At 69.8% G+C, this 13345-nt stretch carries 12 protein-coding genes; 1 reads left to right on the forward strand and 11 read right to left on the reverse strand.

Going from position 1 to position 13345, the window contains the following annotated elements; all coding sequences use genetic code 11:
• Positions 1-6: 6 nt before the first annotated feature.
• The 6 genes from ORV05_RS31775 to ORV05_RS31800 form a co-directional block, all read right to left on the reverse strand.
• Positions 7-774, reverse strand: coding sequence for a hypothetical protein (locus ORV05_RS31775; RefSeq protein WP_268755578.1), 768 nt, complete (start codon positions 772-774; stop codon positions 7-9).
• A 99-nt stretch (positions 775-873) separates the two neighbouring features.
• Complete coding sequence (locus ORV05_RS31780) at positions 874-2814, reverse strand: arabinofuranosyltransferase (protein WP_268755579.1); 1941 nt, start codon at positions 2812-2814, stop codon at positions 874-876.
• Entirely contained in the window at positions 2811-3875 is a 1065-nt protein-coding gene (locus ORV05_RS31785; RefSeq protein ID WP_268755580.1) for a decaprenyl-phosphate phosphoribosyltransferase, read from the reverse strand. The genes ORV05_RS31780 and ORV05_RS31785 overlap by 4 nt, the downstream gene beginning before the upstream one ends.
• A 12-nt stretch (positions 3876-3887) precedes the next feature.
• The gene (locus tag ORV05_RS31790) at positions 3888-4409 is read right to left on the reverse strand and encodes a phosphatase PAP2 family protein (protein WP_144591584.1); all 522 of its coding nucleotides are present in this window, start codon (positions 4407-4409) and stop codon (positions 3888-3890) included.
• The gene (gene glf, locus ORV05_RS31795; protein WP_268755581.1) at positions 4402-5625 is read right to left on the reverse strand and encodes a UDP-galactopyranose mutase; all 1224 of its coding nucleotides are present in this window, start codon (positions 5623-5625) and stop codon (positions 4402-4404) included. The genes ORV05_RS31790 and glf overlap by 8 nt, the downstream gene beginning before the upstream one ends.
• Positions 5626-5674: 49 nt before the next feature.
• Positions 5675-6559 carry an LLM class flavin-dependent oxidoreductase gene (locus tag ORV05_RS31800; RefSeq protein ID WP_268755582.1) on the reverse strand — a complete coding sequence of 295 codons (885 nt, stop codon included), beginning with the start codon at positions 6557-6559 and terminating at the stop codon, positions 5675-5677.
• Between the two features lie 77 nt (positions 6560-6636).
• Here ORV05_RS31800 and ORV05_RS31805 point away from each other — a divergent pair, with 77 nt between their 5' ends.
• On the forward strand, positions 6637-7452 hold the full coding sequence (locus ORV05_RS31805; RefSeq protein WP_268755583.1) for a Cof-type HAD-IIB family hydrolase: 816 nt from the start codon (positions 6637-6639) through the stop codon (positions 7450-7452).
• 10 nt (positions 7453-7462) lie between these two features.
• Here ORV05_RS31805 and ORV05_RS31810 read toward each other — a convergent pair whose 3' ends face one another.
• The 5 genes from ORV05_RS31810 to ORV05_RS31830 form a co-directional block, all read right to left on the reverse strand.
• Positions 7463-8164, reverse strand: a complete 702-nt coding sequence (locus ORV05_RS31810; RefSeq protein WP_268755584.1) for a lysophospholipid acyltransferase family protein — start codon at positions 8162-8164, stop codon at positions 7463-7465.
• A 51-nt stretch (positions 8165-8215) separates the two neighbouring features.
• Complete coding sequence (locus tag ORV05_RS31815; protein WP_268755585.1) at positions 8216-9547, reverse strand: glycosyltransferase family protein; 1332 nt, start codon at positions 9545-9547, stop codon at positions 8216-8218.
• A 283-nt stretch (positions 9548-9830) separates the two neighbouring features.
• Entirely contained in the window at positions 9831-11234 is a 1404-nt protein-coding gene (locus tag ORV05_RS31820; RefSeq protein ID WP_268755586.1) for an AMP-binding protein, read from the reverse strand.
• A 175-nt stretch (positions 11235-11409) separates the two neighbouring features.
• Positions 11410-12282: a hypothetical protein gene (locus tag ORV05_RS31825; RefSeq protein ID WP_268755587.1), complete on the reverse strand. Its 873-nt coding sequence runs from the start codon at positions 12280-12282 to the stop codon at positions 11410-11412.
• Between the two features lie 11 nt (positions 12283-12293).
• The gene (locus ORV05_RS31830) at positions 12294-12809 is read right to left on the reverse strand and encodes an MmpS family transport accessory protein (RefSeq protein ID WP_268755588.1); all 516 of its coding nucleotides are present in this window, start codon (positions 12807-12809) and stop codon (positions 12294-12296) included.
• Positions 12810-13345: the final 536 nt, after the last annotated feature.

Consider the following 13345-nt stretch of genomic DNA (forward strand, 5'->3'; position numbering starts at 1 on the left):
GGGCGACTACCGCTCGGTGCTGAACTCGCGGGACTGGCGCCACCGCTCGAACTGCAGGTCGAGGTGGTGCTCGTGGTAGCGGGCGAGGTCGTAGACGTGCACCGTCTTGGCCGGTCTGCCGTCGCGCAGCCGGAAACCGTCCGCCTCCGCGCGCTCCTGGTCGACCCCGACGTAGTACAGCCCGACCGAACCGTCCGGTGAGATTCCCGCTATCTCGCAGGGGAAGCCCCGGTACTCGGCCCGCGTGGTCACCTCGGCGACCCGGCCGTCCTCGATCTCCAGTATCCCCGACCGGGGGCGGCCGCCGACCACCGCGGGCTCGCCGTTGGCCCATCCCCCGCGCAACTGGTGCCCCTCAATCGGGCGAGCGAAATGTGCGGCCCGCCACCGGGTGAAGAGCAGGTCGCTTTGTTTCTCGTAGTAGTCGCGCAGATCGCGCAGATCGATGTGCTTGTAGTACTCGTACCTGTTTTCCTGGACGAAACCGTTGATGGTGGCCCATTCACCGTCCCATTCGGCGTCCATGACCCGGGCGCCACCCAGTTCGTCCACACCGTCCACCAGTACCGAGTGTCCCCGGTAACTGGCGTAGACCTGCACGGAAATCACCCGTTCGCACAGGTCGACCGGCACCGGGCTGTCCCGGGGATACGGCGTGGGCCGGTCGTCACCGTCCCCGAAACGGACGTAGTTGTCACCATTGGCGTACAACACCGGATAGGACACGCCATCGATCACGGCGAAGGTGCCACGCCGGTACCGGGGGTAACTCATGACGCCCCTTGCCTTTCCCCGACATCTGATGAAATTCAGATTTTACGAGGATCTCATGCCTTGGACGGATCTGGACCGTTCCACAGTAGACTGATCGGCTCAGTGGCGCGTGACGATGACCACGAACGGGCCAACGCCCTGCTGGGTGAACCGCGGCGAGGCGAACAGCTTCGGGTCGAACGCGATGTCGTCCACGTGCACCGGCGCGGCCTGCGGGAAGGAGTCCGAGGCCACCGGCATCAGCAGCTTGTCGCCGGACCGGCGGAGCACGAACACGTTCGGCGCCTCGTGCGGATTGGCCGCCAGCCGCGCGATCAGCTCGTTCGGCGTGGTGGACGCGGCCCAGTACCGGATCTCGTCACCACGCTGCCGGTAGTCGGCCAGCGGGTTCGCGTAGTGCGGCGTGGTCTGCTGGAAACCCCAGTAGGGCGCGAACGACAGCAGCCGGTCGTAGGCCGACAGCACGATGTTCTGCGTCGGCGGCTGCCCGGACAGGCGGTCGATCGTGCTGATCAGTTCCGCCGTCCACGCGCCGTCCTTGCTCGTGTCGTGCTCGCCCTTGGCGTTGTAACCCGTGGCGTAGTAGTCCGATTCGGCGATCTTCGCCCCGTCGTCCAGTGTGGACCGCACGCTGGTCTGGGCGAGCGACAGCGAACCGGCGAAACCGAGCACGACCATGGCGACCGCGACCGGGCGGGCGTACGCGGCCGGCTTGGGCAGGTGGCGCACCGCCTCGGCGACCGCGAACACGCCCGCCACCGCGAACACCAGTTCCGCGGTGGGCACGAACCGGAACGCCAGCAGCGTGGTCCGCACCAGCAGCGCGAGCGTCGAAAGCGCGAACCAGAGGTAGATCACCACCGCGATGGTCAGCAGGGTGAACGCGACCGGATCCCGGCGGGACCGCAGCAGCAGCCAGAGCAGGCCGAACAGGCACAGGAAGCCGAACACGCTGGTCGGCTCGAAGGGCATCGGGAAATAGGCACTGGTGTCGGGCAGGAAGTGCGCCGCGACGTTCGGCTTGCCCAGTCCCCCGGCGAGGATGAACGGACCCCAGGTGACCAGCGCGAGCAACCCGGTGACCACGCCGATCACCACCAGCCGCCGCAGCAGGCGGGCCACCGTCTGCCCGGCGGGCGCGCCCCGGCGCACGGCGAGCACCCCGGCCACCGCGGCGAGCAGCACCACGACCAGCACACCCAGCACCAGGTGCAGAGTGTAGGTGATGGCCGCGAAGCCCAGGTAGACCCCGATCAGCAGCAACGGCCAGGCCGGGACCCGGCCGCGGCGCCGCAGCACGGCCCAGGCGAGCACGGCCACCGGCGGGAGCCAGGCGGTGCTGGGCCACGCGTAGGGCTCCTCCACGGCGGCCGAGAGGCAGCCGACGAGCACCGTCGCCAGCGAGAGCAGCACCGCGATCCGGCGGCGGACCACAAGGCTCCACAGCACGAAGGTCACCACGGCGGCGACGGCCGCCCAGGTGATCGAGTACGGCTTGTAGGCGGCCCAGCCGTCCCAGCCGAGCACGTTGGCGAACCGGCCGCCCAGCCAGAACCAGCCGCCCGGGTAGTACGGCGCGAGGCCGTGGTAGTTCATGTCCGCGAGCGAGGAACTCGACGCCATCCGCTCCAGGTACTGGAGGCGGAAGGTGTTGTCGACCGACGAGCCGCCCAGGAAGAACCGGGAGCCCTGCAGCGGGATGGCCAGCAGCAGGGTGGCCAGCGAGGTGAGCGCGACGCTGACGCCGGTCACCTTGACCCAGCCCGGCCACCGGCGCAGCAACCCGAACCCGAGCACCGCGCACAGCACGAGCAGGATCCCCGCGTCGGCCAGGTTGACCAGCGCGTCGGGCACGTTGGTGCCCGGATCGGTGCCGATGCGGCTCGCGGCGAACTGCAGTGCCAGGCCGAGCACCACGGCCACCACCGTGGCGAGCAGCAGCTCGCCCAGGGTGCGGCCGAGAGTCAGCCGGGTGACCGGCGGTTCCTCGGGACCGGGTACGGCGTCCGGGGCGGTCTCACGGACGAGTGTGGACGTCACAGGTAGAAGGTCACCGCGAGCGTGACGACCCACAGCATGCCGAGGATCTGCAGGATACGGTCCTTGAGCACGATCTCCTCGGGCTCACCGGCGGTACCGCCGTCCACGTCCACCGCGTAGCGCAGCACCGCGATCACGAACGGGACCATCGAGATCATCGGCCAGATCGAGTGGTGCGAGTCCTCGCGGAGGGTGAACGCCCAGAGCGAGTAGGACATGATCAGGATCGCCGCGGCGGTCGCCCAGACGAACCGCAGGTAGCTGGCCGAGTACTTCTTCAGCGAGGAACGGATCTTCGCGCCCGTCCGCTCGAAGAGCATGATCTCGGCGTACCGCTTCCCGGCCACCATGAACAGCGATCCGAAGGCCGTGACCAGCAGGAACCACTGCGAAAGCGGGATGTTCGCGGCGACACCACCGGCGATGGCGCGCATCAGGAAGCCCGAACCGACGATGGCCAGGTCGATCACCGGCTGGTGCTTGAGCCCGAAGCAGTAGCCCAGCTGGACCGCCTCGTACACCCCGAGCACGATCGCGAGCTGCGGGTTCGCCAGGAACGACAGGCCGAGGCCCGCCAGGAAGAACACCACGGCCGCGACGTAGGCGGCGGGCACCGGGACGATACCCGCCGCGATCGGCCGGTTCCGCTTGGTCGGGTGTGCCCGGTCGGCCTCCACGTCGATCGCGTCGTTGATCAGGTACACAGAGGACGCAACCAGCGAGAAGGCCGCGAACGCGATCAGCGCGTCCACCAGCACACCACCGTTGGTGATCTGCGCCGCCGTGAACGGCGCGACGAAGACCAGCACGTTCTTCGCCCACTGGCGCGGGCGGGCGGTCTTGAGCACGCCCAGCACCATCCGGACCGGTCCGCGCTTGGCGGCGGGAGCCGGTTGCTGCTCCGGTTCGGCGTCGGCGGCCTCGGCCCTGGCTTCGGCCGCTTCCGCGGAGTCCTGGGCGGGCTCGGCGGCTTCGGTGTCAGCGTTTTCGGCTTCGGCGGCTTCGGCGGTGTCAGCGGTGTCGTGCGCGGCCTCGGCGGCCTCGTTCACTGATTTGGTCACAAGCGGACTTCCCTACCCTTTTTTGCGGATCTTCCAGCGCAACAGACCACCGACCGCGCCACCGAGCGCCGCGCCTGCCAGCACGTCTGTCGGGTAATGCACACCGAGCACGAGCCTGGACGCCAGCATCGGCGGCACCAGGGCGGGCACCAGATTACGCCCGGTCAGCCCGGAATAGAGCACTGCCGCCGCGGTGGTGGACGTGGCGTGCGAAGAAGGGAAGCTCAGGCGGCTCGGCGTACCCACCAGTACCTCCACGCTCGGGTCATCCGGGCGAGGACGGCGGACGACCCGCTTCACCGCGATGGAGGCGCCGTGCGCGGCGACCACGCCCACCGCCGCGGTCAGCCACTCCTTGCGCCGCTTGCGGTCCACCGCGGCGCCCACCAGACCGGCCGCGAACCAGCCGATGCTGTGCTCACCGAAATGGGACAGACCACGCGCGGCCTTCACCGTCGCGGGGCGCTTCAGCGTCGCCTGGACCTTGGAGAGGACCGCGATCTCCGCCGGGCGGGACGGCTTCTTCTCAAGCATCCAGGCTCCCCTCCAGCGGAGCACCCTCGGTCAGGTGCGGAGCGATCTTGTTGTCGAACATGGACAGTGCGGAGCCGATGGCCATGTGCATGTCCAGGTACTTGTAGGTGCCGAGGCGGCCTCCGAAGAGGACATTGCGCTCGGCGGCCTCGGTACGGGCCAGCTCGCGGTAGCGCTCGAGCTTCTCCCGGTCCTCGGCGGTGTTGATCGGGTAGTACGGCTCGTCGTCTTCCTTCGCGAACCGCGAGTACTCCCGGACGATGACGGTCTTGTCCTTCGGGTAGTCCCGTTCCGGGTGGAAGTGCCGGAATTCGTGGATCCGGGTGAAGGGCACGTCTTCGTCGCTGTAGTTCATCACCGACGTGCCCTGGTAGTCGCCCGTCGGGACGACCTCCTGCTCGAAGTCGAGGGTGCGCCAGCCCAGGCGGCCTTCGGAGTACTCGAAGTAGCGGTCCACGGGTCCGGTGTAGACGGTGGGGGTACCCGCCGGGATCGCCTCGCGCACGTCGAAGTAGTCGACGTCGCAGCGAACCTCGATGTTCGGGTGGTCCGCCATCTTCTCCAGCCACGCCGTGTAGCCGTCGACGGGGAGACCTTCGTAGGTGTCGTTGAAGTAGCGGTTGTCGAAGGTGTACCGCACGGGAAGGCGGGTGATGATCGACGCCGCCAGTTCCTTCGGGTCGGTCTGCCACTGCTTGGCGGTGTAGCCGCGGAAGAACGCTTCGTACAGGGGGCGGCCGATCAGGGAGATCGCCTTCTCCTCGAAGTTCTTCGCGTCCTTGGTTTCGATCTCGCTGGCCTGCTCGGCGATCAGCTTCCTGGCCTCGTCCGGGGTGTGCGACCGGCCGAAGAACTGGTTGATCAGCGCCAGGTTCATCGGCAGGGCGTAGACCTGGCCCTGGTACTTCGCGAACACCCGGTGCTGGTAGCCGGTGAACTCGGTGAACTGGTTCACGTACTCCCACACCCGCTTGTTCGAGGTGTGGAACAGGTGCGCGCCGTAGCGGTGCACCTCGATGCCGGTCTCCGGTTCGGGCTCGGAATAGGCGTTGCCCCCGATGTGGGAGCGCCGCTCCAGGACGAGCACCCTCTTGCCGAGCTGCGTGGCCGCTCGCTCGGCCACGGTCAGCCCGAAGAACCCGGAGCCCACCACGATCAGGTCGTACCCGGTGAAACCGGCTTCGGAAAAGTCTGTGCGGTTCGTGTGCTCGCTCACGGGCTCCGAGGGTACCGACGTAACCCAGCGCAACCGCAGCGGCTGCGGCTTAAGCGCCGTCGGCGAGCATTGGTAGGACGTCGGTCACGACTTGTTCAAGCACCGTTTCCCGCCCGGCATACGGGCCACCCGAACGGGGCCAGTGGGTGACGACGTCGGTGAATCCGAGCTCCCGGGCCCGGCCCGCGGCCTCGGCGAACGCGTCCACGCTGGTCAGGGAGAAGACCGGCGCCGAGTCGAGGCTGAGGTAGCGGTGCACGCCTTCGGGTGACCGGCCCGCCTCCGCCAGCGCCTCGTCGAAGCGGGCGGACATCTCGGCCACCGCCGACCACCACTCGTCCTGACTCTCGCTGGGGCGGCCGTTGGTCACCCAGCCGCCGCCGTAGCGGGCCGCGAGGCGCATCGTGCGGGGCCCGTTGGCGGCGATCAGGAACGGCACCCTGGGCCGCTGGACCGAGCCGGGCAGGTTGCGGGCACCGCGCGCGCGGAAGTACTCCCCCTCGAAGTCGAACCCGTCGGTGGCGAGCAGCCCGTCCAGCGCGGCGACGAACTCGGCGAACCGGTCGGTGCGCTGCCTGGTGGTCAGCTCCGGTTGGCCGAGGACCTGCGCGTCGTAGCCGAGACCGCCCGCGCCGAGGCCGAGGATCAGCCGCCCGTCGGCGATGTCCTCGAGGGTGATCAGTTCACGGGTGAACGGCACCGGATGGCGGAAGTTCGGGGAGGCCACGAAGGTGCCGAGGCGGATCTTCGAGGTGACCGTCGCCGCGGCGGTGAGCGTGGGCACGGCGCTGAACCAGGGCCCGTCGACCAGCGACCGCCAGCCGAGGTGGTCGTAGGTCCAGGCGTGGTCGAAGCCGTACTCCTCGGCCGCCCGCCACTTGGGCTCGGCCGCCCACCACCGGTCCTCGGGGAGAATCACAATGCCAACGCGCACCGGGTCACGCTATAGGCATCCGGCACCCCCGGCGTAGGGGACGGTGGTGAACCGCCCACCACAGGGACAATGGACTCGTGGAAGCACCCCTGTTGATCGCCTCGGACGTGGACGGCACCCTCCTCGACGCCTACGAACGGATGTCCGCTCGTACGAAGGCGGTGGTGCGCCGGGCCTCCGAAGCGGGCGTGCCGGTCGTGCTGGCCAGCGGCCGCCCACCGCGCTGGATCCCCGCCGTGGCGCGCGAGGCAGGGCTGACCGGCTTCGCGGTCTGTGCGAACGGTGCCGTGCTGTACGACATCGGCAACGACCTCGTGGTCGAGGTGAACGGGTTGCTGTCCCCGATGCAGCTCGCCGACGTGGTGAACGAACTGGAGCGGGCGCTGCCGGGCGCGGGGTTCGCCGCCGAGCGGATCGGCACCCGCGCGCTGGACCCCGGCGTGCACAACCTGGTGATCGACCGCGGCTATCGCAACCCGTGGGGCGACGGCGAGGGCGTCCAGGTCGCCCGCGCCGAGATCATCGGCCATCCGGCGATGAAACTGCTGGTCAGCCGCCCGGGAATGTCCTCGGACGAGATGTTCGAGGTGGCCGGCGCGGTGCTGGACGACTCGGTCGACATCACCTTCTCCGCGGGTTCGGGGCTGATCGAGATCGCCGCGAACGGGGTCACGAAGGCCACCGGCCTCGCCGCGGTCGCCGCCCGCCTCGACGTGCCCGCCGACCGGATCATCGCCTTCGGCGACATGCCCAACGACGTGGAGATGCTGCGCTGGGCCGGGCACGGGGTGGCGATGGCCAACGCGCACCCCGCGGTCCGCGCGGCCGCCGACGAGATCACCGGGCCGAACACCGAGGACGGCGTCGCCCAGGTGCTCGAACGCTGGTTCTGAGCTACCGGAATCAGGGGGTCGGGGCGGTGCCGCCCAGGTGGGCGGGCAGCCACCAGCGGTCGTCCGGCCCGGACGGACTGTCCGGGTACTCCGCCTGCGCCTTGTCGAGCAGCAGGCTCATGCGGGCGCGCAGGTCCCGGTTGACGGCGTCGAGGTCGTCGCCGGGCGCCGGGTGCATCGGCTCGCCCAGCAGGATCGTGATCGGCACGTGCCGCTTGGTGAGCGTGCGGGGCCTGCCCTTGGTCCACAGCCGCTGGCCGCCCCAGACGGCCATCGGGATGAGCGGCACCTCGGCCTGAGCGGCCATCCGCACGGCGCCGGACTTGAGCTCGGCGACGGTGAAGGACGGGCTGATCGTGGCCTCGGGGAACACACCGACGACCTCCCCCGCGCGCAGGCGGGCGACCGCCTCGTCGTAGGAGGCCTTGCCCGCCTTGCGGTCCACCGGGATGTGGCGCATCCCCCGCATGAGGGGACCGGAGACGGGGTGGTTGAACACCTCCTGCTTGGCCATGAAGCGCACCAGGCGGCCGGCGGGCTGCGCCCCCAGCCCGCAGAAGATGAAGTCCAGGTAGCTGACGTGGTTGCAGGCGATCACGGCACCGCCGGTACAGGGGACCTGCTCACCGCCCTCGACCTGCAGCTTCAGGTCGAGGACCCGGAACATGGTCTTCGCGAACAGGACAACCGGTGGGTAAACGACCTCTGCCATACCCTCAGGCTACGCGACCGTAGGTTACTTCTCCGTAGGGTTGGTGCCGCATCACATCCCGCCTGGACAGGGCACGTACACCAGCGGGGAATCGGTGGCCAGCCGGTGGATCAACTCGGCGGCTTCGTCGCCCCGCGAGTAGACGGTGACCCACTCGTTGCCGCCGGCCCGGCGGAACGTCGCCACGCGGTAGGAGCCGGTGTTCGGCGGGGCGATGTCGCACCTCTGACGGGGCAGGTACCTCGCGTCCGCGACGGCGACGGCGGGACGCCGGTAGTCCGCCACGTTCGCGTAGCCGGCCTGCCGGGCGTTGCGCACGTCGGGGTCCGCACGTTCGTCCAGCACCCGGAACCGGTCGCCGAGGACGTAGGCGAGCGCCTGCGCACCCCCGGTGTCGACGAGCGATTCCGGCGGCACCCGCGCCGCGAGCCACGAGCCGATCTCCGCGGTCTGCCCGAGCCGGGTGCGCGAGTCGTGCACCACCCGCTGGTAGCCCGGGGCGAGAAGCAGGCTCACCCCGCACAGCGCGAGCGCCCCCAACTGCGCCCAGAGCCGCGAGCCGCGGCGCGGGACCGGCGAGGGCACCCGGCGGCGCCGGTGCACCACCGCGTTCACCAGCAGCGCCGCCAGCGTGGCCAGCAGGAATCCGTACGACGGCGCGGACAGCGGGGCGGTCGGCCAGCGGGCGAGGGGCTGCGAGTAGTAGGTGGCACGCCAGGTGAGCCACGGTGCGGCGATCATCACCAGGCCCAGTGCGTAGGCGGTGGGCCGCCACCAGTTCGCCCGGTGCCGGATCACGTCGGCCACGAGCCACAGCCCGGCGGCGAAGGCGACCGCGACACCGTCGGGCCGGGTCATCAAGGCCAGTGCGGCGAACACCCCGGCGGCGATCGGATGGCCGGTGCCGACGGCGCGGATCACGGCCAGCACGAGCAGAACGAACAGCGCGGTCTCGGTGCCCGTCTGCCCCGCGGCCGCCAGGCCGCTCACCCCGGCGGTGAGCACACCGGCGAGCGGCCCGAAGCGGAAGGCGAGCAGAACGCAGCCCAGCACGCACAGGACCGACAGCACGAGCGCGCTCGTGACCACGTTCGCGCCGAAAAGGGCTTTGGGAAAGGTGATCAGGACCAGCCAGGTGAAGTTCGAGTACCCCTCGACGCGCTCCCCCACGTTGAACACGGCACCGTGCCCGTTCGCGATGTTTTCCGCGTAGCGGAAGGTGACGAAGGCGCGGTCGGGGACGGTGCCGAAGAGAAGTTCTTGCAGGAGCGCGAAAGCGAGCGCGAGGAGGAGCAGGCCCCGTCGCCCGCCGTTGGGGCGGGGCCAGGTGGCCAGCACCGTCGCCGCCAGCGCCAGCCAGACGGCGACCCCGATGACGAGCACTGCCTGTGACCCTCCGCGACCCGACGAATTCCGACCGTGCCCGGCGCACGGCCCGTTCCTTCTGTACCAGGCCATCGTTGCGTGTCCACCGCTCCGGCGACGCCGCCGAAGGAGCGGAAATGCCTGCTACCAAAGGATTTCCGGACGCGTCGGGCGGGCGGCCGGGCACCGGGGAGTGCCGCCGTCTCCCGGAGTGGGTGGCCGGATCTCACCGGGACGGGTGGCGGCCCCGCCCGGGAACGGCATTGCCCGGATCGTCCGAAACCAAACGGACGTTTCGCTTTCAGATTCGGTCGGTCAGCGCCTGGTAATCGATCTTTCCACTGCCCAGCAAGGGAATCGCGTCGATCGAGCGCACATCGAAACCGGAGGAGTGCAGGTGCAGACGCTCGCCCAGCGCTTGGGAGGCCGCCTTGCACACCTCCAGCGCGATCCCCTCGGCGAACAGCACCACCTTGTCCTCCGCCGGTACCGCCGCGACGACGTCGATGCCGAGACCGGTCGCACGGGCCGCCTGTTCGAGATCGTCGAGGCTGAGCGGGTTGCCGAACACCCTGCCGATCCGCTGAAGCCTGCCGGTGATGAACAGGAACCCTTCCTCGTCGAGGTAGCCGAGGTCACCGGTGGTCAGCACGCCGCCGAGCCGATCCCCCAGTGCCAGCGTGTCCGCGTCCTCGGCGTAGCCCATCATCACGTTCGGCCCGCGGTAGACGACCTCACCGGTGATCTTCGGGTGGGTGGTCTCGGATCCGTCGTTGTGCCGGATGCTGAACCGGCCGCCCGGCAGCGCCGGGCCGACCGAACCGGGTTTCTCGGCCAGCCGCTGGGCGGGCATGGTCGCCATCCTCGGCGAGGCCTCGGTCTGGCCGTACATGACGAACAGGCCGCCACCCGCGCCGCGCATCTTCGCGTCGAACTCGGTGATCAGTTCGGTGCGCAGCTTTCCCCCCGCCTGTGTCACCGAACGCAACCGGGGGTAACGCACCGGATCGAAGTCCAGGCGCCGCAACATTTCGAAGTGGTACGGCACCGCGGCGAGCGAGGTGCAGCCGTGTTCGCCCACCGCGTCCCAGAAGTCACGCCCGAGGATCCCGGACGGTTCGATGACCACGGTGGCCCCGGCAACCAGATGCGAATTCAGCACCGAAAGGCCGTAGCTGTAGTGCGGGGGAAGGCAGGTCGGCGCGACATCGTCCCCGTCGATGCCGAGCACGTCGGCGATCGCGCGCGCGTTGGCGAGGATGGCGGACCGGGACAACCGCGCCAACCGCGGCTTGCCGGTGGAACCGCTCGTCGCGAGCAGGACCGCGAGATCGGGGTGCGGGGCAACGCCGTCGGGATCCCGGCGCACCCATCGCCCCTCCCTTGCGTGGTAACCCTCCGGCACATCACCGGTGGGAGCCGGAATCACCGCGCTCGGCCGGAAGCGGCGCACCAGCTCGGCCAGCCTCCCGGGAGCCAATGCCGGGTCGAGCAGCGCGACGGCACGGCCCGCCTCGAACGCTCCGAGATACCCCAGCAGGCTGGGCAAATCGACCTCGGCGCGCAGGAACAGCACACCCGGCGGCAGCTCGGCGAGTTCCGCCGCCACGCAGGCCACCTCGGCCCGCAGCGCGGATTCGCCCAGTGAGCGCCCGCTCGGCCGGTCGACGATCCTGACGCCGCTGCCGATCAGCCGCGGGGTCACCGCCGAGGTCCTCTCGCCGCGACGGCGGTGCCCAAGACCGGATCACCCTCGGCGGTCACCTCACGTGCCGCCCTGCCCGTCCCAGCGATCTCAGCGATGTACAAGCCCTCAGCTCCCTTTCGTGCGGCGTCTCACGCCCGCACCAAAGTAGAGAGGGTCCTCGCCGGGCGGTCCATCAGCCCAACGGGTGGGATCTCCCGCGACCCGGCCCGCGCAGCAGCCAAACGCGCACGAGCTGCGTCGCGACGAGGGTGAACAGCAGTGTCGCGAGCAGGATCGGCAACCCGATCGGCCGGGACTCGCGCACAGCCATCGCCTCGGCCCTGCCCGGCGTCAGGGTCGCGTCGACCGCCTGCGGGTCGACCTTGACCGGCCCGGCCTGTGGCACGGCGCCGTAGTCGAAGGCGACCCCGTCCGGCGGCACCCCGGGACCCGGCAGTCCGCCCGGATCGAACAGCGACGGGTAGTCCAGCACGCTCGGTGTCCCGCCGGGCGCCGGCGTGGGCACCGAGATCGTGCCACCGCCGTTCGGCGGCGTCCCCGAGGGACGCGCCGGATCGGCGGGTGTGCCGCCCGGCACCTGGGGCGGGGAGCCCGTCGACGGCGGTGACGACGGTGAGGACGGCGATGGCGATGGCTGCACCAGCACCCCGCAGGTCAGCGACAGCACCGAACGCACCGGCCCGACCAACACGTCGATCACCGGCCCCAGCAGCGGCAGCGCCCGCAACCTGCCGATCACCGCGTCCGCGATCGCCGAGCCGGGGATCGCGGCGGGTGCGGTGCCGATCGGAATCGCGGGCAGCGCCCGCCACAGGGTCTCGAACGGCGGCACCAGCACCCCGAGGGGATCGAGCTGGGCCAGCACCCCGACGACCGGCTGCAGCACCGCATCCGGACTGAGCGCGATCTGCGTGCCCGGCGCGGCCTGCACGGTGGCCGCGCAGCTCCCCAGCACCACGGGGGCCGCCGTGTCCGCGGCCAGCGCGGGTGCGGCACCGGCCGCCGACGCGATCAGGAGCGTGACGGCCACAACCAGGCGGCGCATCTTCCGACCTCCTAGTTGGTGTTCGGGCGGATTACGGAGGAACAGGCGACGGACGCCCACTGGCCCTTGGCGGTGGCCTTGTGCACGACGTTGCCGTCCACGCTGACCGCGCAGGAAATCGTGTCCGCGTCCCCGTTGTTGGTCGCCATCACCTGGACCACGCCGAGCCCCGGCCCCACCTGGAGGTCGAAGTCCTTGTGCCACGGCAGATCCGCGTTGTTCACCGTCTCGGTTCCGTTGATCCCGTCGATCACGTACTTCAGTTCCGGCGACCTGCCCTGGCCGGTCACCTCGTAGGTCACGTGGTGCCTGCTGGTGGGCAGGTGCACGTCGTTCCAGCCGGCCGGCCCGCTCGGACCGCCGGTGAACTGGACGATCATCACCGCGGTCACCGCGATGACCGCGGCCGCGAGCACCCACGGCAGCCACCAGCTGCGGGTGGCCCAGCGCCGGGCGGCCGTCACAGGCGGTCCGGCGGACGGCCGGTCGAGGGTTCTCGGTGCGGGACTGGGTTTGGTGTCTTTCACGGGCCGTCCTTTTCTTGGCGTTCTCTCAGGTACTCGAGACCCGGTTGTGAAAACCTGGACGTCGAGTGAGGTGAAAGGCGCCCTGCGCTGACAGGTACTGCGCCGATAACGACATAGTGGCATGCCGGTGTCCTTTCTGACCAGCGACGGCGCAATATGCCGGGGCGCGTGCACAGCGGCGGGATTTACCTCAAGGAAATGGTTCCCAGGTAATCCCGCCGCTCGCCGCACAGGTGGATAAACGCAGGTCTGACGGACTTTCGGCCGGCCGTCGGCCCGCGTGCCACCGGTCGGCCGCATCGGCCGCGAAAACCGGCCGAGAACCACTTACACGCAAACGGGTGCCACCGGAACTCCCTGGATACTCAGGGATCTTCGCAGCTCAGCCACCCGACGCATGAGCCATGACAGTGACACCTATTTGCGCCCGGAATTGTCCGAAGGTCGCCGGAAATCACTGCCGAAAATTATTCCGAGGAACCATTTGTCACGCGTCATTAACCGGCGTGCGATGCCAGAGAAACCCGCGGAGTCCG

Origin of the sequence: Amycolatopsis cynarae (genome assembly GCF_026802195.1) — a bacterium.
GTDB classification, from domain to species: domain Bacteria; phylum Actinomycetota; class Actinomycetes; order Mycobacteriales; family Pseudonocardiaceae; genus Amycolatopsis_E; species Amycolatopsis_E rhizosphaerae.